Source organism: Acidovorax sp. GW823-FHT01C06 (assembly GCF_058798375.1).
The window spans coordinates 216,503-237,521 of record NZ_JBXAKN010000006.1 but is presented as its reverse complement, the minus strand read 5'-3'; the positions used below and the strand labels follow the sequence as shown (position 1 = coordinate 237,521).

24 protein-coding genes are annotated in these 21,019 nt (G+C 71.4%); 10 read left to right on the top strand and 14 right to left on the bottom strand.

What is annotated here, in order from left to right:
• Positions 1-14 precede the first annotated feature (14 nt).
• Entirely contained in the window at positions 15-983 is a 969-nt protein-coding gene (locus tag AC1RCS_RS14875; protein ID WP_492245276.1) for a LysR family transcriptional regulator, read from the bottom strand.
• Between the two features lie 72 nt (positions 984-1,055).
• Here AC1RCS_RS14875 and AC1RCS_RS14870 point away from each other — a divergent pair, with 72 nt between their 5' ends.
• On the top strand, positions 1,056-1,415 hold the full coding sequence (locus AC1RCS_RS14870) for a protocatechuate 4,5-dioxygenase subunit alpha (protein WP_492245275.1): 360 nt from the start codon (positions 1,056-1,058) through the stop codon (positions 1,413-1,415).
• Between the two features lie 11 nt (positions 1,416-1,426).
• Positions 1,427-2,272 carry a class III extradiol dioxygenase family protein gene (locus AC1RCS_RS14865; RefSeq protein ID WP_492245237.1) on the top strand — a complete coding sequence of 282 codons (846 nt, stop codon included), beginning with the start codon at positions 1,427-1,429 and terminating at the stop codon, positions 2,270-2,272.
• Between the two features lie 157 nt (positions 2,273-2,429).
• Here the strand turns inward: AC1RCS_RS14865 and AC1RCS_RS14860 are convergent, their stop codons facing one another.
• Positions 2,430-2,774 (bottom strand): VOC family protein, encoded by a 345-nt coding sequence (locus tag AC1RCS_RS14860; protein ID WP_218298057.1) that lies wholly within the window; start codon positions 2,772-2,774, stop codon positions 2,430-2,432.
• 127 nt (positions 2,775-2,901) lie between these two features.
• Positions 2,902-3,759 carry a helix-turn-helix domain-containing protein gene (locus tag AC1RCS_RS14855; protein WP_492245236.1) on the bottom strand — a complete coding sequence of 286 codons (858 nt, stop codon included), beginning with the start codon at positions 3,757-3,759 and terminating at the stop codon, positions 2,902-2,904.
• A 254-nt stretch (positions 3,760-4,013) separates the two neighbouring features.
• On the opposite strand from AC1RCS_RS14855, the gene AC1RCS_RS14850 reads away from it, so the two are divergent.
• The gene (locus tag AC1RCS_RS14850) at positions 4,014-5,297 is read left to right on the top strand and encodes a putative DNA modification/repair radical SAM protein (RefSeq protein WP_492245235.1); all 1,284 of its coding nucleotides are present in this window, start codon (positions 4,014-4,016) and stop codon (positions 5,295-5,297) included.
• A gap of 11 nt (positions 5,298-5,308) precedes the next feature.
• The gene (locus AC1RCS_RS14845; RefSeq protein WP_492245234.1) at positions 5,309-6,178 is read left to right on the top strand and encodes a TIGR03915 family putative DNA repair protein; all 870 of its coding nucleotides are present in this window, start codon (positions 5,309-5,311) and stop codon (positions 6,176-6,178) included.
• Here AC1RCS_RS14845 and AC1RCS_RS14840 read toward each other — a convergent pair.
• Positions 6,147-7,118 (bottom strand): flavin-nucleotide-binding protein, encoded by a 972-nt coding sequence (locus AC1RCS_RS14840; protein ID WP_492245233.1) that lies wholly within the window; start codon positions 7,116-7,118, stop codon positions 6,147-6,149. The two genes, AC1RCS_RS14845 and AC1RCS_RS14840, sit on opposite strands and share 32 nt — an antisense overlap.
• Positions 7,115-7,759, bottom strand: a complete 645-nt coding sequence (locus AC1RCS_RS14835) for a glutathione S-transferase family protein (RefSeq protein ID WP_218298061.1) — start codon at positions 7,757-7,759, stop codon at positions 7,115-7,117. The genes AC1RCS_RS14840 and AC1RCS_RS14835 overlap by 4 nt, the downstream gene beginning before the upstream one ends.
• 108 nt (positions 7,760-7,867) lie before the next feature.
• Between AC1RCS_RS14835 and AC1RCS_RS14830 the strand changes: the two genes are divergently transcribed.
• Positions 7,868-8,797: a LysR family transcriptional regulator gene (locus tag AC1RCS_RS14830; RefSeq protein ID WP_218298062.1), complete on the top strand. Its 930-nt coding sequence runs from the start codon at positions 7,868-7,870 to the stop codon at positions 8,795-8,797.
• Positions 8,798-8,886: 89 nt separating this feature from the next.
• Here the strand turns inward: AC1RCS_RS14830 and AC1RCS_RS14825 are convergent, their stop codons facing one another.
• Positions 8,887-9,480: a TetR/AcrR family transcriptional regulator gene (locus tag AC1RCS_RS14825; protein WP_218341747.1), complete on the bottom strand. Its 594-nt coding sequence runs from the start codon at positions 9,478-9,480 to the stop codon at positions 8,887-8,889.
• Positions 9,481-9,715: 235 nt separating this feature from the next.
• Between AC1RCS_RS14825 and AC1RCS_RS14820 the strand changes: the two genes are divergently transcribed.
• Complete coding sequence (locus AC1RCS_RS14820; RefSeq protein ID WP_218341746.1) at positions 9,716-10,849, top strand: thiolase family protein; 1,134 nt, start codon at positions 9,716-9,718, stop codon at positions 10,847-10,849.
• 81 nt (positions 10,850-10,930) lie between these two features.
• On the opposite strand, the gene AC1RCS_RS14815 is transcribed toward AC1RCS_RS14820, so the two are convergent.
• The 6 genes from AC1RCS_RS14815 to AC1RCS_RS14790 form a co-directional block, all read right to left on the bottom strand.
• Positions 10,931-11,407 carry an FKBP-type peptidyl-prolyl cis-trans isomerase gene (locus AC1RCS_RS14815; RefSeq protein ID WP_492245232.1) on the bottom strand — a complete coding sequence of 159 codons (477 nt, stop codon included), beginning with the start codon at positions 11,405-11,407 and terminating at the stop codon, positions 10,931-10,933.
• A 161-nt stretch (positions 11,408-11,568) separates the two neighbouring features.
• Entirely contained in the window at positions 11,569-12,651 is a 1,083-nt protein-coding gene (locus AC1RCS_RS14810; protein ID WP_218341744.1) for a pirin family protein, read from the bottom strand.
• Positions 12,652-12,884: 233 nt separating this feature from the next.
• Positions 12,885-14,324 carry an MFS transporter gene (locus tag AC1RCS_RS14805; RefSeq protein WP_492245231.1) on the bottom strand — a complete coding sequence of 480 codons (1,440 nt, stop codon included), beginning with the start codon at positions 14,322-14,324 and terminating at the stop codon, positions 12,885-12,887.
• Between the two features lie 71 nt (positions 14,325-14,395).
• Positions 14,396-14,881, bottom strand: coding sequence for a DUF1579 domain-containing protein (locus AC1RCS_RS14800; RefSeq protein WP_218298068.1), 486 nt, complete (start codon positions 14,879-14,881; stop codon positions 14,396-14,398).
• Between the two features lie 48 nt (positions 14,882-14,929).
• Entirely contained in the window at positions 14,930-15,277 is a 348-nt protein-coding gene (locus AC1RCS_RS14795) for a GFA family protein (protein WP_218298069.1), read from the bottom strand.
• An 11-nt stretch (positions 15,278-15,288) separates the two neighbouring features.
• Positions 15,289-15,717, bottom strand: coding sequence for a VOC family protein (locus AC1RCS_RS14790; RefSeq protein ID WP_218298070.1), 429 nt, complete (start codon positions 15,715-15,717; stop codon positions 15,289-15,291).
• Positions 15,718-15,824: 107 nt separating this feature from the next.
• On the opposite strand from AC1RCS_RS14790, the gene AC1RCS_RS14785 reads away from it, so the two are divergent.
• On the top strand, positions 15,825-16,472 hold the full coding sequence (locus AC1RCS_RS14785; protein WP_255591880.1) for a TetR/AcrR family transcriptional regulator: 648 nt from the start codon (positions 15,825-15,827) through the stop codon (positions 16,470-16,472).
• Between the two features lie 113 nt (positions 16,473-16,585).
• On the opposite strand, the gene AC1RCS_RS14780 is transcribed toward AC1RCS_RS14785, so the two are convergent.
• Positions 16,586-17,617: a helix-turn-helix transcriptional regulator gene (locus AC1RCS_RS14780; protein WP_492245230.1), complete on the bottom strand. Its 1,032-nt coding sequence runs from the start codon at positions 17,615-17,617 to the stop codon at positions 16,586-16,588.
• Between the two features lie 169 nt (positions 17,618-17,786).
• On the opposite strand from AC1RCS_RS14780, the gene AC1RCS_RS14775 reads away from it, so the two are divergent.
• Both AC1RCS_RS14775 and AC1RCS_RS14770 read left to right on the top strand, forming a co-directional pair.
• The gene (locus AC1RCS_RS14775) at positions 17,787-18,554 is read left to right on the top strand and encodes an NIPSNAP family protein (RefSeq protein WP_492255475.1); all 768 of its coding nucleotides are present in this window, start codon (positions 17,787-17,789) and stop codon (positions 18,552-18,554) included.
• A gap of 31 nt (positions 18,555-18,585) precedes the next feature.
• Positions 18,586-19,119: a hypothetical protein gene (locus AC1RCS_RS14770; protein ID WP_492245228.1), complete on the top strand. Its 534-nt coding sequence runs from the start codon at positions 18,586-18,588 to the stop codon at positions 19,117-19,119.
• Between the two features lie 17 nt (positions 19,120-19,136).
• Here the strand turns inward: AC1RCS_RS14770 and AC1RCS_RS14765 are convergent, their stop codons facing one another.
• Entirely contained in the window at positions 19,137-20,033 is an 897-nt protein-coding gene (locus AC1RCS_RS14765) for a LysR family transcriptional regulator (protein ID WP_492245227.1), read from the bottom strand.
• Positions 20,034-20,187: 154 nt separating this feature from the next.
• On the opposite strand from AC1RCS_RS14765, the gene AC1RCS_RS14760 reads away from it, so the two are divergent.
• Positions 20,188-20,994, top strand: a complete 807-nt coding sequence (locus tag AC1RCS_RS14760) for an SDR family oxidoreductase (protein WP_492245226.1) — start codon at positions 20,188-20,190, stop codon at positions 20,992-20,994.
• The last annotated feature ends 25 nt before the right edge of the window (positions 20,995-21,019 follow it).

Sequence of the window (21,019 nt, the reverse complement as noted above, 5' to 3'; positions counted from 1 at the left end):
CCGGGCGCGGCGCCTCAGGCGGGCTGCGCCCGCACGGCTTGCCCGGCCTTGACCTCGGCGCCCGGGCCGCCGGCCAGGGCCGCCCCCACCACATCCTCCATCTGCGCCCGCAGCCAGCGGTGCGCCGCATCCTGCTGGTAGCGCGCGTGCCAGACCAAGTACATCGGCAGGCGCGGGCAAGGCACCGGCACGGGCGCGCTGGCCAGCGCCGAGAGCGCCGTGCGGCCCAGCAGCGAGGGGGCGGTGGTGAGCAGCGGCGTGCCGCGCACGAACGCGGGCAGCGCCCCGAAGCCCGGCACGCGCACCGCGAAGCGGCGGTGCAGGCCGCGGGCCGCGAGCTGGCGGTCCAGCGCCAGGCCGCGGTGCGCCTCATAGGCCACCGTCACATGCGCCGCCGCGAGATAGTCCTGCGCGTCGCGCGGCGCCTCGCGCACGGCAGGGTCGTAAAACACCCGGTACTGGTCCTCGAACAGGCGCTTTTGCAGGATGTCGGTGCCGTCCGGCGGGCGCGGGGTGACGGCCAGCTGGCATGCATCCGAGCGCAGCAGGTCCGCGCCGGGCGCGCCGCTGGGCACGATGCGCAGCGTGACATCGGGCGCGGCCTCGCGCAGGCGGGCGGCCAGGGGCGGCAGCAGCAGGTCGCGCTGGAAATCGTTGGCGGCCAGGGTCAGGTCGGCCCGCCAGCGGGCAGGGTCGAACGCGCAGCCCTGCGCGAACTGCTGCATCTGGCGCAGCAGCTCGCGCGCCGGCGCCGCCAGGCTTTCGGCCCGCGCGGTGGGCACGATACCCCGCCCCCGCTTGACGAACAGCGGGTCGCCCGTGATGGCGCGCAGCTTGCCCAGCAGGTGGCTCACCGCCGACTGCGTGACGCCCAGGCGGGCGGCGGCGGCGGTGATGCTGCCGGTTTCCAGCACCGCCACCAGCAGTTGCAGCAGGTGGGCGTCCAGGCCGGACCAATCATCGATTCTGCTCATGCGTTCGATGATCTTTGCCCCCTTCATCTTTGGCAATGCACGCCCGACACTGCGGCCTGACCTACATCAAGCCACGGAGACATCGTGACCACGAAACCCACCCCGCCGCACCCCATCCCGGGCACCACGCCGTTCGACGGCGCCCAGGCCCGCAAGGGCTATGCGCTCAACAAGATGTGCTTCTCGTTCAACGACGAGGCCAACCGCAAGGCCTTCGCCGAGGACGAGGAGGCCTACATGAAGCAGTACGGCCTGAACGCGCAGCAGGCCGCCGCCATCCGCGCCAGGAACGTGCTGCAGCTCATCGCGGCGGGCGGCAACGCCTACTACCTGGCCAAGTTCGCGGGCATCTTCAAGCTCGACATGCAGGACATCGGCGCGCAGCAGACGGGCATGACCAAGGACGAATTCAAGGCCATGCTCGTGGCCGCAGGCCAATAAGGAGACATCACATGGCACAACTCATCGGCGGCCTCGGCACCTCGCACATCCCCGCCATTGGCGGCGCCATCCACAAGGGCCTGCAGAACGAGCCCTACTGGAAACCCTTCTTCGACGGCTTTCCGCCCATCCGCCAGTGGCTGCAGGCCCGCAAGCCCGATGTGGTCGTGATGTTCTACAACGACCACGGCCTGAACTTCTTCCTGGACAAGATGCCCACCTTCGCCGTGGGCGCCGCCGCCGAGTACCACAACGCCGACGAGGGCTGGGGCATTCCCACGCTGCCGCCGTTCGCGGGCGAGGTGGACCTGTCGTGGCATCTCATCAACACGCTGATCGACCAGGAGTTCGACGTGACCACCTGCCAGGAGATGCTGGTGGACCACGCCTGCACGCTGCCGCTCAAGCTCTTCTGGCCCGAGGGCGACTGCCCCGTGACGGTGGTGCCGGTGTGCATCAACACCGTGCAGTTCCCGCTGCCGTCGGCCAAGCGCTGCTATGCGCTGGGCAAGGCCGTGGGCCGGGCCATCCAGAGCTGGGACAGCGACAAGAAGGTGGCGGTGATGGCCTCCGGCGGCCTGAGCCACCAGCTCGACGGCGAGCGCGCGGGCTTCATCAACAAGGCGTTCGACCTGCAGTTCATCGAGAGCCTGACCACCAACCCTGAATGGGCCACGCAGTTCAGCGTGCACGAGCTGGTGGAGAAGACGGGCACCCAGGGCGTGGAGCTGCTGATGTGGCTGGCGATGCGCGGCGCGCTCAGCGCCGCCGCGCCGGGCGTGCGCCGCGTGCACAGCAACTACCACATCCCGATCTCGAACACCGCCACCGCTGTCATGGCGCTGGAGGCGGCGTAGCACGGTGGACGGCAGCCCAGGCGCCCAGAACCTGCCCAGGGGTTCTGGATGCGCGGGCTAGCGGCCGACCACCGCGACTGGCATCCCATCCAGGCAAGGAAGGCGCGCGGCGCCACCAAGACCTCGAACAGGTTCCAAGGAACGCTGGCCGCCGCCTTCAACGCCCTGCCGGCTGGTGCAGGCCAAAGCGGACCCCGCCGGGGTCCGTGCACATGAGAAACACGCCAAAGCCGGGCTCCTGCGGCCCCGGAGGCTGCACGGTCCCTCCCAGCGCCAGCACACGCTGGGCCGCCTGCGTCGCATCGGCCACTTCAAAGAAGGGGGTGATGGCCCGCGCAGGGTCTGCGCCATGCAGGCCGACGTTCATGTTCCCATTGCGAAACCAGCCCTCGCCCTCCTTCTCCGTGGGCTCGAAGGCCCATTGAAAGAGGTGGCTGAAAAACTGCTGCGAAACCAGGGCGTTTTCGGCTCCAATTTCAAGGAATGAGACGTTGGCGTGCATCGGAAGCTCCATCTGAAAAAAACAGGTCAGGTTCGCCAGTCTGGGCTGCTTGCGCCTGTCCGTCTTGAAGAAAAATGACCTGGGGGGTTCCGGTGCCTCGGACCGCGGCCCCGTCCTCTCCCCCCGGCTACGCCGTCTCCACCAGGCTGGCAGGCTTGCCCGGGACATCGGCCCAGCCTGCGCGCTGATAGGCCGCTGGCGAGCAACCGGCAAAGTGCCGGAACTCCCGGCTCAGGTGGCTCTGGTCGGCATATCCGCAGCGGGCGGCCAGATCCGCCAGGTCCGCCATCCCCGCGGGCCCGGTGACCTCTCCCAGGGCCTGCTGGGCCGCGCCAAAGCGCAGCCGCCGCGCCAGGCGCTTGGGTGTATCCCCCAGCTGGTTGCGGGACTGCAGCGCCAGATGCCGCTCGCTCCAGCCCACGGCGCGGCACAGGGCAGACATGGACAGGTTGCCGCGCTGCGCGCTGAGCAATGCCCAGGCCTGCCGCACCGGGGCCTGCGCCGTGTGGCGCGACCGGCCCAGCACCCCCTGTAGACACCGCTGCACCAGGGCAAACCGCGCGGGCCAATCCGGCGCGTGGTGCAACTGCTCGGACAGCCGCGTGGCCGTGCCGCCCCACACATCGGCCAGCTCGGCCACCGGGCACGAGAGCACATCCGGACTGCCATGGAACAGCTGAAAGCCCAGCCAGGGTGCCAGCGTCACTTCCACGCAGGACTGCGCTCCCAGGTGCTCGGTCACCATCGGCCCGCCACCGAGCCCCGCCACCAGGGATTGGTACCGCTGCATGGCGCCGCCGGGCTGCCCGACGCCGTAAGCCGCGTGCCAGCCGATGATCAGCTTGATGCCCGCGTGCGCGACCTCCAGGCGGCGCACCGTGTGCGGCAGGTATTCCTCGAACCCCCACATCGCGCAGGCGGCGGCGGGCAGCCCCGGCAAGCCGGGGCCGGGGATGGCCCGGCTTGAGGCGATGAGCGATGGCATGGGTTCCTCCTGCCGGGCCGAAGTGCGCCGGTGGGCCACCTTACACCGCCCAGCGGCTCCCCAGGTCGCCGGGGTTCGCGGACCCCGCGCCGCCCGCGAACCCCGGCGGTGCTGGCACGGGAGGCCGCGCAGCCACAGGCTTCAAGCCTTTTTGGCGCCCAGCGCTTGATCCATCTGCGCGAACAGCTACTTTTTTAATAGCAAAGACACCCTGCAGGCTGGTCGGGCATCGGAAAATACTGTAAATTCATACAGTGAATTTACAGTCCAAACTCGCCATCCTGGCCGACGCCGCCAAGTACGACGCCTCGTGCGCATCCAGCGGCGCGGCGCCGCGCGATTCGGTGGGCGGGCGCGGCATGGGCTCCACCGAGGGCATGGGCATCTGCCACAGCTACGCGCCGGACGGCCGCTGCATCTCGCTGCTCAAGATCCTGCTCACCAACTTCTGCCAGTACGACTGCCTGTACTGCGTGAACCGGGTCAGCAGCAACGTGCCGCGCGCCCGTTTCACGGTGCAGGAGGTGGTGCAGCTCACGCTGGACTTCTACCGGCGCAACTGCATCGAGGGGCTGTTCCTGTCCAGCGGCATCATCCAGAGCCCCGACTACACCATGGAGCAGGTGGTGGAGGTGGCGCGCGTGCTGCGCGAGGAGCACGACTTTCGCGGCTACATCCACCTCAAGACCATCCCCGATGCCTCGCCCGAGCTGATGGAGCGCGCGGGCCGCCATGCCGACCGGCTGAGCATCAACGTGGAGCTGCCCACGCCCGAAGGGCTCACGGCCCTGGCGCCGCAGAAGGACGGCGCGGCCATCGCGCGCTCCATGGCGCGCATGGCGGTGCACATCGAGGACGCGCGGCAGGCGCGCAAGGAACAGCAGGCCGCCCAGGTGGTGTCGATGTCCGCCACCCGGCGCACGCTCACGCGGCGCGCGGCGGCACCACACTTCGCGCCCGGCGGGCAGAGCACGCAGCTGATCGTCGGCGCCGACGCCACCGACGACCGCACCATCCTGGCCACCAGCGCCGGGCTGTACGGCGTGCACCGGCTGCGGCGCGTGTACTACTCGGCCTTCAGCCCCATCCCCGACGCGGCGCGCGCGCTGCCGCTCGTCGCGCCACCCACCGTGCGCGAGCACCGCCTGTACCAGGCCGACTGGCTGATGCGCTTTTATGGCTTCGCGCACGGCGAGATCGTGCCCGCCGGCCAGGGCGGCATGCTGGCGCTGGACATGGACCCCAAGCTCGCCTGGGCCATCGCGCACCGCGAGCGTTTCCCCGTGAACCTGAACACCGCCCCGCGCGAGCTGCTGCTGCGCGTGCCCGGCTTCGGCGTGTTGACGGTGGACCGCCTGCTGGCCGCGCGCCGCGTGCGCCGCCTGCGCCACGCCGACCTGGCGCGGCTGCACGTGCCGCTCCAGAAGGTGCTGCCCTTCGTGGAAGCCGCCGACTACCGGCCGGGCCGCGCGCTCGACGCCGCCGACCTGGCCGCGCGCATGGCCCCGCCGCCGGCGCAGCGCAAGCTTTTCGATTGAGGCAAGCCACCATGGCCCTGCACACCATCACCCTCGCACATGCCACCGACTGGCCGGGCTTTCGCCGGGCCGCGCGCGCGCTGGTGCAGGCCGGCGTGCCGCCGCAGGAGGTGCAGTGGTTCACCGCGCAAGGGGCCGCGCAGGACCTGTTCGCCAGCCCCGCGCCACCGGGATCCTCCGTGGATCCGCTGCCGTCCCCGGCGGGCGGCGCAGCGCCCCGGGTGCCCGAGGATTTCCTGCGCCTGTGCGAGCGCCTGGTGCTGCACCGCAACCCGGTGCGCTTCGCGCTCATGTACCGCCTGCTGTGGCGCCTGGTGCGCGAGCGCGGGCTGCGCCACGACCCCTTGGATGCCGACCGCCTGCAGGCCCACCACATGGTGCGTGCCGTGGCGCGCGACATGCACAAGATGCACGCCTTCGTGCGCTTTCGCCCCGTGACCGACACCGAAGGCCATACCGTGCAGGTGGCCTGGTTCGAGCCCGACCACTTCATCACCGAGGCCAATGCGGGCTTCTTCGTGCGGCGCTTCACGCAGATGCGCTGGGCCATCCTCACGCCCGATGCCAGCGTGCGCTGGGATGGCACGGCGCTGCACACCGGCCCGGGCGGCCAGCGCAGCGATGCGCCGCCGCCCGACGCCGGCGAGGCGCTGTGGCTCACCTACTACCGCCACATCTTCAACCCCGCGCGCCTGAAGACCGACATGATGCGCAAGGAGATGCCGCAGCGCTACTGGCACAACCTGCCCGAGGCCTCCCTGATCACCGAGCTGGCGCGCGGCGCCCACGAACGCAGCGCGCGCATGGTGCAGGCCGAGGCCACCACGCCGCGCAAGGCCATCGCGCCGCTCACTCCGTCGCACGCGCACGCATCGCGCTGAACTGCGGCGCGGGCTCGGCGGCCGTCCAGCGCCAGGGCAGCGCATGTGCGCGCCACACGCCGCCCAGCACCTGCAGCCGCAGCACGCGCTGCGCGCCGGGCCAGCGCGCACGCGGGGCCTCGTCCCAGAGCAGCTCGGCGCGGGCGGCCACGTGCAGCAGGCCGCCGCCGTCATAGTCCACCCACAGCAGCCCGGCCTGCGGGTGCAGCGCGAGATTGCCCAGGGTGTTGAAGAACAGGTTGCCAGGGTAGTCGGGAAGGCTGAGCACCAGGCCCTCGGCCGTTTGCTCGGCATGCACGAAGCCCGGCTCGCCGCCACGGTGCGACACGTCCACGCCTTCATTGCGCCCTGCGCCCGGGTGCGCCGCCGAAGCACTGGCGATGAACATCGTGTCGCTGCGCGCGATCAGGCCCCGCGCGGCGGCGTCGAGCCCCGCACCCAGCACCTGGGCCGGTGCCGGCGGCGTGACCACCGCGCGCAGGCCGGGCGCACGCGCCTGGATGTACTTGGGGCAGTTGCCGAAGCTCTGCACCACGTCCACCTCCAGCCCGCGGGCGCCGAACGACGCCACCCGCCCGTTCATGCGGTTGCGCCGGCGCGTGTGCGGCTCCAGGCCCAGCACGCCCACCGGCGCACCGGGCACCAACTGGGCCAGCACCGGGTCGGCCGCATCGGGCACCACCGCCATGTGCATGGCACGGGCATCGGGCGTGTGCACGAAGCCCGGCGGCCCGGCCACCATGGTGGCCCAGGGCTGGCCCTGGTCGTCGAGCGTACCCAGCAGCAAGGTGGGCAGCTTTTCGAACAGCTCGCGGTGCTGGTCGGGCATGTGGTCGCGCAGCACCAGGGGCCCCACGGCGGCCATGCGCTCGCGCACGCCCACGCGCTCCTGCAGGGCCTGCTCGCCCGCGTGGAAGGCGGCGGCGGGCGTGGCGTTCATGCCGGCACCATGGCGCCAGGGGCGGGCAGGCGGTCCGCCAGCGGCACATAGCCCGGCAGGGCTTCCATGCGCGCCACCCAGGCCGCGATGCGCGGATAGGTGGCGAGCGACAAACCGCCGATCGGCGCCTGCGAGGTGTAGCTCACCATGGCGATGTCGGCCAGCGTGGGGGCGGCACCGCCCAGCAGCCAGTCGCGGCCGTCAAGCGCGGGCTCCATGAAGTCGAAGAGCCTGCGGCCGATGGCGAGCGCCGCCTCGCTGGGCTCGCGGCCCGTGAGGGCGGCAAAACGCGCGCTCGATGCCCCGGGGGCCAGCATGCCGGCCGCCAGGCTGAACCAGCGCTGCAGGCCGGCCTGGCCCACGGGGTCCTGCGGCAGCCAGTGGCTGCCGGGCGCGTAACGCTGCACCAGGTACACGAGGATGGCGTTGCTGTCGGACAGCACCACGTCGCCATCCACCAGCACGGGCACCTGGCCCAGCGGGTTGCGCGCCAGGTGGGCGGCCTGCCGGTGTTCGCCGGCGAGCAGGTTCACGTCGATCAGCGCGTGGGGCAGGCCCAGCATCGAGAGCATCAGCTCGGCACGGTGGCAGTGGCCCGAGATGGACATGCGGTACAGCGTCAAAGGGGAGGTGGGTGCCATGGCGGTGGGTCCTGGAGAGGGGTCTACAAAGAAGCCTCCACGTTAGCTATTGCGCATCCCGCCGTGAATAGCCATAGTTCGCCTTTCAAAATTGCATTTTCCGCAACAATGGACCATCTCGACACCCTGCGCTGCTTCGTGGCCGTGGCCGATGCGGGCGGCTTCGCCGTGGCGGCGCGGCGCCTGGGCTGCTCGGCCACGGCCGTGACCCGCGCCATCGCGGCGCTGGAGGCCCGCCTGTCGGTGCTGCTGTTCCAGCGCAGCACGCGCATGGTGCGGCTGACCGAGGCGGGCGAACGCTTCCTGGCCGACTGCCGCCCGATCCTGAACGACCTGCAGGAGGCCGAGCAGGCCGCCAGCGGCGCGCAGGCCGAGGCGCAGGGCCTGCTGTCCATCACCGCGCCGCAGATGTTCGGCATCCAGCACGTGGCGCCCATCGTGCTGGACTTCCTGCAGGCCCAGCCCCGCGTGCAGGCGCGCACGCTGTTCGTGAACCGGCTGGTGCACCTGCTGGAGGAGGACATGGACGTGGCCGTGCGCATCGCCCACCTGCCGGACTCGGGCCTGACCGCGCTGCGGGTGGGCGCGCTGCGGCGCATGGTGGTGGCGTCGCCCGGCTACCTCGCACGGCATGGGGAGCCGCGCCACCCGCAGGAACTGGGGCAGCACCGGGCGATCGCCTTTTCGTTCGATGCGCGCGCGCCCGCGCCCTGGAAGTTCCGGGGCGGCGCCACGGGCATGCCGCAGCAGGCCTGGATCAGCAACAGCAACGAGGTGGACATCGCCGCCGCCGAGGCGGGCCTCGGGCTCACCCGGTGCCTGGCCTACCAGGCCGCCGCCAGCCTGCGCGCCGGGCGCCTGCGCGTGGTGCTGGCCGAGCACGAGCCCGACCCGGTGCCCGTGCACATCGTCTACCCCGCGGGACGGCGCGCGCCCGCCAAGGTGCGGGCCTTCGTCGAATTCGCGCGCGGGCGGCTCGCGGCCGAGCCGGTGCTGCAGGGGCGGGGCTTGGCGCGGCGCAGCGGCGGGCGGGGGTGACGGGCCACCATGGCAACCTCGATGATTTTGGCCGCCAACGCCCGTCCATCCGGCGGAAATAGCTATTAAATAAATAGCATTCCGGCCCCTCAGTCCGCAGCATGCCCCGGCAGCCGCAGCGCCGCCGCCGTGGCCTGCAGGATCTCGTCGGAGAACTGCGGGTCGTCCGCAGCCCGCGCCAGCACCAGGGCGCCCACGAGGCTGGCATAGTCGGCCAGCGCGCGCTGGCGCCTGGCGGCCTTGCTGCGCCCGGGCACCAGCGTGGCCAGGCCCGCCACCTGGGCCTGCATGCCTTCGGTCACGGCCCGGCGCACGGCCGGCCCCTGGCGCGACGCATCGCCGCCCAGCGCGGCGAGCAGGCAGCCCTGGCCCGGCGCATCGCGGTGGCCCGGCGACAGGTAGGCCGACTCGATCGCGGCGAGCGGATCCCGCCCCTGCGCCGCGGCGCCGCGCGCGAGCGCGGCCCACGCCGATTGCAGCCCGTCCAGCGCGCGTGCCGTGGCCTGCGCCATCAGCTCGTCCTTGGACGCGAAGTGCCCGTAGAAGCCGCCGTGCGTAAGCCCCGCGCTCTTCATGAGGTCCGCCACGCCGATGCCGTCAAACCCGCGTTCGCGGAACAACCGCGCCGCCGCATCGAGGATGCGCTCGCGGTTTTCCGCCATCTGTTCCTTGCTCACCTTCATCGCCGATCCCCTTTGTGCCGGTTGCCCCGAAAACGCCAGCTTGACATTTTAAATGATGGTCGTCATATAATTTAAACGTGATGACCGTCATCTAAAACACGCTTCCAGGAGCCCCCATGACCACCCCCACGTCCCCTTCCCCGCGCCCCTGGCCGGGCGCGGCGCCACGCCGCCGCCGCCACGGCCTGATTCCGCCCACGGCCACGCCATCCGCAGGAATAGGGAAGGCACCGCCATGCAAGCACTGATTTCCGCCTATGCCCGTTCCCCCTTTCACTTCGCGCGCAAGGGCGCGCTGGCGGGGGTGCGGCCCGACACCCTGGCCGCGCAGGTCGTCACGGGCCTGCTGCAGCGCACCGGCATCGACCCGGCCACGCTAGAGGACGTGATCGCCGGCTGCGCCTACCCCGAGGCCGCGCAGGGCAACAACATCGCGCGCATCGTGTCGCTGCTGGCGGGGCTGCCGCACGCGCTGGGCGGCATGACGGTGAACCGTTTCTGCGGCTCGTCCATGTCGGCCATCCACATCGCCGCCGCGCAGATCGAGGCGGGCCTGGGCGAGGCGTACCTGTGCATCGGCGTGGAGTCGATGAGCATGGTGCCGCAGGGTGGCTTCAACTTCTCGGCCCACCCCGCGCTGTATGAGCACAGCGACGCCTACATCAGCATGGGCGAGACGGCCGAGAACGTGGCACGCCGGTACGCGGTGTCCCGCGCCGACCAGGAGGCGATGGCCGTGTCATCGCACCGCAAGGCCGCCGCCGCGCGCGAGGCCGGCCGGCTGCAGGCGGAGATCGTGCCCATCGCGCTGGACGCGGGCGAGGTGGTGGCGCAGGACGGCTGCATCCGCCCCGGCACCACGCCCGGGGCGCTGGCCGCGCTGCGCCCCGCGTTCCGCGAGGACGGCGTGGTGACGGCGGGCACCTCGTCGCCGCTGACCGACGGCGCCGTGGCCGTGCTCGTGGCCACCGAGGCCTACGCCGCCCGGCACGGACTGTCACCCCTGGCGCGCATCCGCGCCCTGGCCACGGCGGGCGTGGACCCGGCCTACATGGGCATGGGCCCCGTGCCCGCCACGCGCAAGGCGCTGGCGCGCGCGGGGCTCTCGGCCAGCGACATGGATGTGGTGGAGATCAACGAAGCCTTCGGCTCGCAGGCGCTGGCCTGCATCCGCGAACTCGGGCTGCGCGAGGACACGATCAACCTCGACGGCGGCGGCCTGGCCATCGGCCACCCGCTGGGCGCCACGGGCGCGCGCATCACCGGCAAGGCGGCCGCGCTGCTGCAGCGCCAGAAGGGCCGCTACGCACTGGCCACGCAGTGCATTGGCGGCGGACAGGGGATTGCGACGGTGCTGGAGGCGCTGTAGCCCTCTCCACGCCGGGCCTCGGCCTGCCCGGGGGCCGGCCCACGAGGCCGCAGCCAGCGTGGGCGGCCGCCACCCTCCATGTCAGTGCTGGTGCCCGTGCGCGCCATGCACATGGCGGTGCGCAATTTCTTCGGCGCTGGCGGCGCGCACATCGGTCACCTTGCAGCTGAACTTCAGGGCCTGGCCCGCCAGCGGGTGGTTGCTGTCCAGGTGCACTTCGGGGCCCTTGATCTTGACCACGTTGAACACGGCGGGCTGGCCGTCGCTGCCCACGCCCTGCAGCTGGCCGCCGACCTTCACGCCGGGCGGAAACTCGGTCTTGGGGATGGTGCGCACCAGGCTTTCGTCGCGCGCGCCGAAGGCCTCTTCCACGGCGAGGTCCAGCGTGGTGGCAAAGCCCACGGACTGGCCTTCGAGGGCGGACTCGACCTTGGGGAAGATGTTTTCGTAGCCGCCGTGCAGGTACGACAGGTTGCCGGCATCCAGCGGCTTGCCCTGGGGCGTGGTGACCTTGTAGGTGAGGGTGACGGCGGAGTCTTTGGTGATGGGGATGCTCATGGCTGGGCTTGCGCTTTCATCTTTGGGTCAGGGGGTGCGGCGCGGCGCCTTGCCCGCCGGCTGGCGCCCGGGCCGCGCTGCGCGCATCGAAAACCTGGATTGTCCACGAGCGGCCAGGCACCCCGCCCGGCCGCGCCCGCGACCCCACCGGGCGAAGGTGTTCAGGCCTGCGCCGCCGCCGCGTCCTCGCCGGGGCGCTCTTCCTCGGCCTGGCCGGGGTAGCGCGCAAACCGCCGCGCCTCGGTGCCGTGCACCGGGTCCTGCTCGGCCCAGGGCCAGCCGCCGAACTGGGTGCGGCGGTAGTCGTTCATGGCCTGCATGATCTCGGCCTGCGTGTTCATCACGAAGGGGCCGTACTGCGCCACGGGTTCGCCAATCGGCCGGCCCTGCAGCACCAGGCATTCCACGGTGGTGGCGCCGGTGTTGGCCAGCAGCCAGTCCTCTTGCGGGCGCACCTGCAGCGCGGCGTGGCGGTCCACGTCCTGCGGGCCCACGCGCAGGCTGTCGCCCACGAAGAAGTACAGCATGCGCTGCGTGCCTTCGCCCTGGGCGGCAGGCAGGGTCCACTCGGCCCCCGGCTCCAGGCGCAGCGTCCAAATGGCCACGTCGCCCTCGTGCTGCGAGGCCCAGGATTCCGGGGGTGGCGGCAGGGGCGCGGGCGCGCCGGGCAGGGCACCCGCCACCACCGTCACCGTGGTGGCGCGGCCGGCGGCGTCGTGGTGCACCAGGCGCGGGATGCGCTCGTTCCACAGCATGGTGAAGTGCGGCTCCACCATCTTGTTGCGCGCGGGCAGGTTCAGCCAGATCTGGAACAGCTCCAGCGGGTTGGGCTCGGTGGCGTTGAGCAGCGGGAACATCTCGGAATGCACGATGCCCTTGCCAGCCGTGACCCACTGCACGTCGCCGCCGCCAAACCGGGCGGCCGCGCCCAGCGAGTCGGAATGGTCGATCAGGCCCTTGCGCACCAGCGTCACGGTCTCGAAGCCCCGGTGCGGGTGGCCCGGAAAGCCGGGCACGGTGTCGCCGTGGTACATGCTCCAGCCGTCCTTGCGGCTGAAGTCGCTGCCGATCTGGCGGTCTTCGATGGGCACGGCCGGGCCGAACGCGGCGTTGCCCGCGGGATAGGCATCGTCGTGGTGGGCGCAGAAAAGAAACGGGTCGAGCGTGGGCCACTGCGGTCCCAGCAACTGGGCGCGCACGATGGGCACCAGGGCGGTGGTTGCAGCAGGTGTGGACGACGACATACGAAGGCTCCTCGTGTTGTGCACCACCACGATCGGGCGGCATGCCAGTGGAATATGGCGCCAATGGTGCCTGAGCAGAAGTGCGCCCGGTGGAACAGTGCGGTGCGCCAGGCAGGACAGTGGGGGCGATCCCGGCGGGCCCACCTTGCTCGCAATTTGAAAGAAATGGGCGCCAGCGCTTATGGATATTGCGCCAACAGCTATTTATTCGATAGCAGTTCGTTTTTTGTCCCCTAGTGAGCCACCACCTGCGCGCCCACGGCCGGGGGCCGCGCGGGCCGCAGCACCAGGCCACCCAGCAGCGCCGCCGCCAGCGAGCCCGCGGCCGCCACCCAGAACGCCAGCTGGTAGCCGCCGTTCAGGGCCATCGGGGCCGATGCCCCCGCTTCGCGCAGCGCGCCGGTGCGCGCATCGGCCAGGCTGGCCAGCACCGCCAGGCCCAGCGCGCCGCCCATCATGAACGCGGTGTTGACCACACCCGAGGCCAGGCCCGAATCCTCGGGCTTCACGTCGCCCATGGCGGCCAGCAGCAGCGGATTGAGCGCGATGCCCGCCCCCACGCCCAGCAGCAGCATGCCGGGCAGCACATGCGGCACGAAGCGGCCGTCCACGGGCGCCAGCGCGAACAGCACCAGGCCCACGGCGGCCAGCAGCAGGCCCCAGCCCAGCGTGCCGCGGATGCCGTAGCGCATCACCACCCAGGCCGACAGCCCCAGCGAACAGCCCGCCATGATGAGATTGGACGGCAGGAAGGCCAGGCCCACCTGCATGGCGTCGTAGCCCAGCACCAGCTGCATGTACAGCGCCGACAAGAAGAACCACGCGAACATCCCGGCGGCCCACAGCACGCCCACCACGTTGGAGATGGCCAGGTTACGCTGGCGCAGCAAGGGCAGCGGCACCAGGGGCGCGGCCACGTGCGATTCGATGTACAGGAACAACGCCAGCAGCGCGGCCGAGGCGCCCAGCAGCCCCACCGACTGCAGCGAGGCCCAGCCCGCCTCGTTGCCATTGACGATGGCATACACCGCCAGCATCAGCGACGCGGTGATGGTGACGGCGCCCGCCACGTCCAGCCGCTGGCCGTGGGCATGCCCCTTGCCGCCCGGCAGCAGCACCAGGCAGGCCGCGTAGATGGCCGCGCCCACGGGGATGTTGACCAGAAAGATCCAGTGCCAGCTCAACGCACTGGTGAGCACGCCGCCCAGCAGCACGCCAATGCTGCCGCCTCCGGCGCAGACAAAACCATAGACCCCCATGGCCCGCGCGCGCTCGCCGGGCTCGGTGAACAGGTTCATGATGAGCGACAGCGCCACGGCCGACACCACGGCCCCGCCCACGCCCTGCACCGCGCGCGCCGCCACCAGCAGCCCCTGCGTATGGGCCAGCCCGCAGGCCAGCGACGCGAGGGTGAACAGCGTGATGCCCGCCAGGAACAGCCGCCGGTGGCCATACAAGTCCCCGAGCCGCCCGCCCAGCAGCAGGCAGCCGCCAAAGGTGAGCATGTAGGCGTTGACCACCCACACCAGGGACGTTTCGGTGAAGCCCAGGTCGGCCTTGATGCTGGGCAGCGCGACGTTCACGATGGTGGTGTCGAGCACGATCATGAGCTCGCCCAGGCACAGCAGGATGAGGGCGGGCCAGCGTGCGCGGCCTTCGATGCGGAGGGTCATGGAGCGGCGGGAGTGAAAAAAAGGATTCGCAGTGCGGCGCGCGCCCCTCCAGGGGGGCGCACCGCGGCGGCTCAGGGGGTTCTCGTGTATTTTGCTTGCATGATCTGGTTCCAGCTGCCGTCCGGCTGCTGGCTGAACGACGTCAGCGTGCGCTCGTTGGCGCTCACCAGCGTGATCACGTCACGGTAGCGGGCGGTCTTGCCGTCGCCCTTGAAGCTGGGGCCTTCGGTCTCCAGCGTGAGCACCTTCTGGTCGGCATCGAGCGTGCCGCGATAGACCCACATGTGGGTCATCATCGAGCCCACCCAGGTGCCCAGGAACACGTTCTTCTCGGGGTCGTAGCCCAGCGTCATCTGCATGCGCGCCTCGCCGCCACCGGGCATGGTGCCGGTGCCTTCGAGGATCACCCACAGGTCGCCCAGGGCGCGGCCGTGTTCGGCGCCCACGGACTGCTGCGCCGGTTCGCCCGGCGGCGGGTCGCAGTCGGAGGTGCTGGTCCAGTGGCCCAGCAATTGCTGCAGCCAGCGGTGCATGGCATGGGGTTCGGGATTCATCATGGAAGTCTCCTTGCAGGGGAATGTGAGGGGGTGTGAGGGTTGGGGGGGTCAAGCCGCCCGGCCGTCGTAGTGGTGGACGGGCACGCTGCCCAGGTCGAGGCCCTCCACGCAGCGCAGATTGACCGCCGCCACGGGCTGGCCCTTGGGGTCCACGCCTTCGCCAAAAGGATGGATGCCGCAGGCCGGGCAGAAACGGTGCCGGATCACGTGCCTGTGGAAGGTGTAGGTGGCCGCGTCGGCCTCGGGCGTGGTCAGCCGCAGCGCGCCGCGCGGCACGAACCACAGCAGCGATCCGCGCCGGTGGCACATGCTGCAATTGCAGGCCAGGCCGCTGTCGACGGTGCCTTCCACTTCGAAGGCGACCTTGCCGCAGTGGCAGCTTCCCTGGTACTTCATGGCCGCCGCGCTCATTCCGGCGCCACCACCATCCACGACACGCCAAAGCGGTCGGCCACCATGCCGAAGGCTTTCGAGAAGAAGGTCTTGGCCAGCGGCATCTGCACCTGCCCGCCCTCGGCCAGCGCGTCGAAGTAGCGCTTGGCCTCCGCCTCGTTCGCGGGGCTCAGCGCCAGCGAGATGCCCTGGAAGTTCAGCTGGCCCGAACCCATGCCGTCCGACGCCATGAGCTGGGTCTCGCCCACGTTGAAGGCGGCGTGCATGACCATCTCGGGCGTGGGGCCGGGGCCGGCGCCCTCGGCGCAGCCCTGGCCGGCGGCGGGCTCGGGGTTGTCCTTGTAGCGCATGAGCATGGTGACCTGCGCGCCCAGGGCGCGGCGGTAGAAATCCAGGGCCTCTTCGCAGCGGCCTTCAAACATCAGATACGGCTCGACTTTCATGGGGGTCTCCTTGGGAAGGTCTCGGAACATGGATTTCGGCGCACAATTGTGAACACCGTCCACAAACAATACCAAAGATAATGGACAGTGTCCACATCTCACCGCCCATGACCGTAACCACTCGCAACACCCCCGCCGCACGCAGCACCTACCGCCATGGCGACCTGCGCCGCGCCCTGCTGGACGCGGGCATCGAGCTGGCGCGCCAGGGCGGCCCCGACGCCGTGGTGCTGCGCGAGGCCACGCGCCGCGCGGGGGTCGCGCCCAATGCGGCCTACCGCCATTTCGCCAACCGCGACGACCTGCTGGACGCGGTGCGTGCCGCCGCCGTGGCGGCCGTGGCCCAGGCCATGGAGGCCGAACTGGCCCAGGTGCCCGCCACGGGCACGGCCACCGAGCAGGCCCACGCCAAGGTGCGCGCCGTGGGCGCGGGCTACCTGCGCTTCGCGCATGCCGAGACAGGCCTGTTCCGCACCGCCTTCGGCGGGCGCTTCACCGTGCAGCACGACCCCGACCCGGCCATGGGCGGCGCCACGGGGCTCAACCCGTTCCAGCACCTGAGCGCGGCACTCGATGACCTGGTGACGGCAGGCGCCCTGCCGCCCGAGCGCCGCCCGGGCGCCGAATACCTGGCCTGGTCCACCGTGCACGGCATGGCGCTGCTCTCCATCGACGGGCCGCTGCGCGGCACGCCGCAGCAGATGCTGGACCTGCTGGGCCTGCGCCTGCTGGACATGGTGCGGCGCGGCCTCTAGGCACCCTTTCCCGGCGCGCGCAGCGCCGCATGTCCGAAGCCATTCCACGCGCTGGCGCTTGAAGAGCAAGCGCTTTAAGCTACATATTTGATAGCAAATTCACATTCTGCTGCTCAGCCACCGTCCAGCCCGTACATCCGCGCCGTGGCCCGCACCCGGGCCACCAGCGCACGGCGCAGGGCGGCGGGCCGCAGCACCTCCACCTGCGGGGACAGGCGCAGGAGCTGGCCGCAGGCGTGCTCCACCGACTCGATGGGAATGGTCACCGCCACGCGCCCGTCCGCCCGGCGCGGGGGGGTGGCCGTGGGCGCGGCCGCCACGGCCCGGGCCACCGCGCTGCTGAGCGCGCGCAGCCCCTTGAGCCCGGCGGGCGTGGCCAGCAGCGCCGCCTCGCCGGTGTAGAGCCCGGATTCAAAGCGCCGGATCGAGCGCGCCCAGTAGCCCGGCAGGTCGAACCGCGCGGGGCGGCGCACCGGCGTGGCGAGCGCCTGCGCCGCCAGGATGTTCGAGACGCGGTAGGTGCGTGGCCCGCTGTCGCCACCATCGCCACCATCACCGCCGCCCTTGCCCGTGGCCTTGTCCGCCGGCAGCGCCACCAGGTACCAGGCACCCGCCTTGAGCACCAGGCCCAGCGGGCTCACGGTGCGCTCCACGGTGTCGGACCAGCTTTCATAGCGCATCGCGATCTGGTGCCCGCTCCACACGGCGGCGGCCACCGTGGACAGGTGCGGCGTGGGGTCGCTCTCGCGGTACCAGTCCACCGGGTCCAGGTGCAGGCGGGCGCTCACGCGCTGCGCGTCCTCGCGCCATGCGGCGGGCAGGGCGGCCAGCAGCTTCAGGCGTGCGCCCTGCACGTCGCTGCCCAGGCCCAGGTCCTGCGCGGGGCCGGGCAGGCCGCTGAGGAACACGGCCTGCGCCTCCGACGGCGTGAGGCCCGTGAGCGTGGTCTTCCAGCCCGGCAGCAGCGCAAACCCGCCATGGCGCCCGCGCTCGGCATAGATGGGCACGCCCGCGGCGCTGAGCTGGTCCACGTCGCGGTACAGCGTGCGCACCGACACCTCCAGCGCCTCGGCCAGCGCCGGCGCGCTCATGCGGCCCTGGGTTTCGAGCAGCATCTGGAGCGAGAGCAGGCGGCTGGCGCGCATGGCGGAAAGGAAGTGGTCCGGTAGGGTGCGGCGCGGGCCCGGGGCCCCTGGCCAGAAAAAAGAAGACAGCTGCGGCGAAGATACCTGAAATACCTGCCATGCGGTGTCATGTATGGGGGCGCAGACTGCGGGCATGACTTTCATCGACCCCCACCCTGCAGGAGCCCGCATGCACGACACCGCCATGGCCACGCGCCACCCCTGCGCCCCGCCCGCCGCCGACGAATGCGCCATCGTCGAGCTGCGCCAGTACACGCTGCACCCGGGGCAGCGCGACGTGCTGATCGAGCTGTTCGACCGCGAGTTCGTGGAGACCCAGGAGGCGCAGGGCCTGCGCGTGCTGGGCCAGTTCCGCGACCTGGACCGGTCCGACCTGTTCGTGTGGCTGCGCGGCTTCGGCAGCATGCAGGCGCGCCGCCAGGCGCTCGAAGCCTTCTACGGCGGGCCCACCTGGGCCGCGCACCGCGACGCCGCCAACGCCACCATGATCGACTCCGACAACGTGCTGCTGCTGCGCCCCGCCTGGCCCGGCGCGGCCGCCGCGCTGCCCCAGCACCCGCGCGCGGCGCCGGGCGCCAGCGGCGCGGCCCCCGGCGTGGTGGCGGCCACGGTGTTTCACCTGCGCGAGGCCGCCACGCCCGCGCTGCTGGACTTCTGCCGCCACCGCATGGCGCCCACGCTGCAACGCGGGGGGGCGCGCCAGGTGGCCTGGTACTGCACCGAGACCAGCCCCAACACCTTTCCCCGCCTGCCCGTGCGCGAGGGCGAACATGTGCTGCTGGGGCTGGCGCTGTTCGGCCGCGAGGCCGCGCTGGAGGCGTTCACCGGCAGCACCCCCTGGGCGCGGGGGGTGGCGCCGGGCCTTGCCCCCTGGCTGGCCCGCGAACCCGAGACCCTGCGCCTGCAGCCCACCGCCCGCTCCGCGCTGCACGCCTGACGCCCCCGCTTCACCGATGAAAGACCCCACCATGGCCACCCCGAACCTCATCACCATCCCCTCGCCCGCCGTGGCGCCCAGCGCCGCGCGCGACTTCGACTTCCTCATGGGCCCCTGGCGCATCCGCAACACGCGCCTGGTGCGGCGCCTGGCCGGCTGCAGCGACTGGGAGGTGTTCGACGCCACCGGCACCGCCCGCCCCCTGCCCGCCGGCATCGGCAACTGCGACGACTTCACGCCCCTGGCCTGGAAGCCGGGCTTCGTGGGCATGACCCTGCGCGTGTTCAGCCCCGCCACGCAGCGCTGGAGCATCTACTGGCTCGACAACGCCACCGGCGGCCTGGACCCGGCCACGGGAATGCTGCAGCCCCCGGTGGTCGGCGGCTTCCAGGACGGTGTCGGCATCTTTGACGGCCAGGAGCTGTTCGAGGGCCGCCCGGTGCAGGTGCGCTTCGAGTGGTCACGGATGCACACCGGCGCGCCACGCTGGCAGCAGGCGTTTTCCGAGGACGGCGGCGCCACCTGGGAGGTGAACTGGGTGATGGAGTTCACGCGCCCGGTGTAGGCGCGCTCCGGCCGTTCTCAGCGCGCGGCCGACATCACCCCGGCCAGCCAGTCCACGAAGACGCGCACGCGCGGCGACAGCTGGCGGCTGTGCGGGTACAGCACCGACACCGGCATGGGCGCGGGGCGAAACGGCGCCAGCACCTCGCACAGGCTGCCATCGGCCAGCCGGGGCGCGATGTGGTATCGCGGCACCTGGATCAGCCCCAGGCCCGCGGCGCAGCAGGCGTGGTACGCATCGGCATCGCTCACGGCCACGGGGCCCTTGAGCTGCACGCTTGTGGCCACGCCGTCCACGATGAAGTCAAAAGGCAGGGGCTTGCCCGTGCGCTGCGAGAGGAAGTTGACGGCCCGGTGCCCGCGCAGCGCCTCCACGGTGGCGGGCGTGCCGTGGCGCGCCAGGTACCCGCGGCTCGCGCAGGTCACCTGCTGCAGCAGTGCCACGCGCCGCGCCACCATGGTGGAGTCGCGCAGCTCGCCGCCGCGCAGCACGCAGTCCACGCCCTCGCGCACCAGGTCCACCAGCCGGTCGCTCATGCCGATCTCCAGTTCCACCTCGGGGTAGCGCGTGCAGAACTCGCCGATGCGCGGCAGCACGAAATGCCGGGCCAGCGTGCCCTGCAGGTCCACGCGCAGCTTGCCACGCGGCGCGCTCGCGGCGTGGCCGAATGCCGCCTCTGTTTCCTCCAGGTCGGCCAGCAGACGCTGACAGCGCTCGTAGTACGCCTGCCCGTCGGGCGTGGTGCTCACGTGGCGCGTGGTGCGCTGCAGGAGCCGCGTGCCCAGGCGCTTTTCCAGCGCCTGCACCGCCAGGGTCACGCTCGCGCGCGGCAGCTGCCGGTCTTCGGCCGCGCGGGTGAAGCTGCCCAGTTCGACGATGCGCGTGAAAAGCTGCATGGATTGAAAGCGGTCCATCGCGAAGGGCTCCCGGTGGGTCTTGATTGTTGTGCTGTATTGAACAGTGAAGTCAATTTTATGTATTTATCAATTTTCGCAACAACAGAACAATACCGCTGCCACACGCCGCCACCGGGTGGCGTCCCTTCCCCACCGCACCAGGAGCCTTGCCATGCAGCCGCTGTCCACCACCCCTTCCTCCTACGCCCCTTCCTCCTCCTCTTCCCCTGAGTCCGCCCCCACGGGCCCGCGCACCGCGATCGTCACGGGCGCATCGCGCGGCATCGGCGCCGCCATTGCCCACCGGCTCGCGCGCGACGGTTTCCGCGTGGTGGTCAACTACGCCGGCCGCACCGAAGACGCCCAGGCCGTGGTGCAGGCGATCACCGCAGCGGGCGGAGCGGCCATGGCGGTGCAGGCCGACGTGGCCGACAGCGGCGCCGCGCGCCAGCTTTTCGACGCCGCCGAGCAGGCCTTCGGCCGCGTGGACGTGCTGGTCAACAACGCGGGCGTGATGCCATCCACCCTGCCGCACCTGGCGCAGACGGACGACGCCACCTTCGACCGCGTGGTCGCCATCAACCTCAAGGGCACGTTCAACACCCTGCGCGAGGCCACGCACCGGCTGCAGCCCGGGGGGCGCATCGTCAACTTCTCGACCAGCCTGGTCGGCACGGCCCTGCCGGGCTATGCCGTGTACGCCGCCACCAAGAGCGCGGTGGAGACCCTGACCAGCGTGCTCGCCAAGGAACTGCGCGGCCGGAACATCACGGTGAACGCCATCGCGCCCGGCCCCACGGCCACCGCGCTGTTCCTGGACGGCAAGACGCCCGAGCTGATCGGGCGCCTGGCCCAGGCCAACCCCATGGAGCGCCTGGGCACGCCCGAGGACATCGCCAGCGCCGTGGCCTTCCTGGCCGGGCCGGACGGCGGGTGGATCAACGGGCAGACCCTGCGCGCCAACGGCGGCATGGTGTGACGGCGCGCTCCGCGCGGGCCCCGGC

Bases quoted from the DNA above. Each gene is read 5' to 3' on its own strand.
- AC1RCS_RS14865 (WP_492245237.1), top strand. From the start codon at position 1,427: ATGGCACAACTCATCGGCGGCCTCGGCACCTCGCACATCCCCGCCATT.
- AC1RCS_RS14860 (WP_218298057.1), bottom strand. From the start codon at position 2,774: ATGCACGCCAACGTCTCATTCCTTGAAATTGGAGCCGAAAACGCCCTG.
- AC1RCS_RS14855 (WP_492245236.1), bottom strand. From the start codon at position 3,759: ATGCCATCGCTCATCGCCTCAAGCCGGGCCATCCCCGGCCCCGGCTTG.
- AC1RCS_RS14845 (WP_492245234.1), top strand. From the start codon at position 5,309: ATGGCCCTGCACACCATCACCCTCGCACATGCCACCGACTGGCCGGGC.
- AC1RCS_RS14840 (WP_492245233.1), bottom strand. From the start codon at position 7,118: ATGAACGCCACGCCCGCCGCCGCCTTCCACGCGGGCGAGCAGGCCCTG.
- AC1RCS_RS14835 (WP_218298061.1), bottom strand. From the start codon at position 7,759: ATGGCACCCACCTCCCCTTTGACGCTGTACCGCATGTCCATCTCGGGC.
- AC1RCS_RS14830 (WP_218298062.1), top strand. From the start codon at position 7,868: ATGGACCATCTCGACACCCTGCGCTGCTTCGTGGCCGTGGCCGATGCG.
- AC1RCS_RS14825 (WP_218341747.1), bottom strand. From the start codon at position 9,480: ATGAAGGTGAGCAAGGAACAGATGGCGGAAAACCGCGAGCGCATCCTC.
- AC1RCS_RS14820 (WP_218341746.1), top strand. From the start codon at position 9,716: ATGCAAGCACTGATTTCCGCCTATGCCCGTTCCCCCTTTCACTTCGCG.
- AC1RCS_RS14815 (WP_492245232.1), bottom strand. From the start codon at position 11,407: ATGAGCATCCCCATCACCAAAGACTCCGCCGTCACCCTCACCTACAAG.
- AC1RCS_RS14810 (WP_218341744.1), bottom strand. From the start codon at position 12,651: ATGTCGTCGTCCACACCTGCTGCAACCACCGCCCTGGTGCCCATCGTG.
- AC1RCS_RS14805 (WP_492245231.1), bottom strand. From the start codon at position 14,324: ATGACCCTCCGCATCGAAGGCCGCGCACGCTGGCCCGCCCTCATCCTG.
- AC1RCS_RS14800 (WP_218298068.1), bottom strand. From the start codon at position 14,881: ATGATGAATCCCGAACCCCATGCCATGCACCGCTGGCTGCAGCAATTG.
- AC1RCS_RS14795 (WP_218298069.1), bottom strand. From the start codon at position 15,277: ATGAAGTACCAGGGAAGCTGCCACTGCGGCAAGGTCGCCTTCGAAGTG.
- AC1RCS_RS14790 (WP_218298070.1), bottom strand. From the start codon at position 15,717: ATGAAAGTCGAGCCGTATCTGATGTTTGAAGGCCGCTGCGAAGAGGCC.
- AC1RCS_RS14785 (WP_255591880.1), top strand. From the start codon at position 15,825: ATGACCGTAACCACTCGCAACACCCCCGCCGCACGCAGCACCTACCGC.
- AC1RCS_RS14780 (WP_492245230.1), bottom strand. From the start codon at position 17,617: ATGCGCGCCAGCCGCCTGCTCTCGCTCCAGATGCTGCTCGAAACCCAG.
- AC1RCS_RS14775 (WP_492255475.1), top strand. From the start codon at position 17,787: ATGCACGACACCGCCATGGCCACGCGCCACCCCTGCGCCCCGCCCGCC.
- AC1RCS_RS14770 (WP_492245228.1), top strand. From the start codon at position 18,586: ATGGCCACCCCGAACCTCATCACCATCCCCTCGCCCGCCGTGGCGCCC.
- AC1RCS_RS14765 (WP_492245227.1), bottom strand. From the start codon at position 20,033: ATGGACCGCTTTCAATCCATGCAGCTTTTCACGCGCATCGTCGAACTG.
- AC1RCS_RS14760 (WP_492245226.1), top strand. From the start codon at position 20,188: ATGCAGCCGCTGTCCACCACCCCTTCCTCCTACGCCCCTTCCTCCTCC.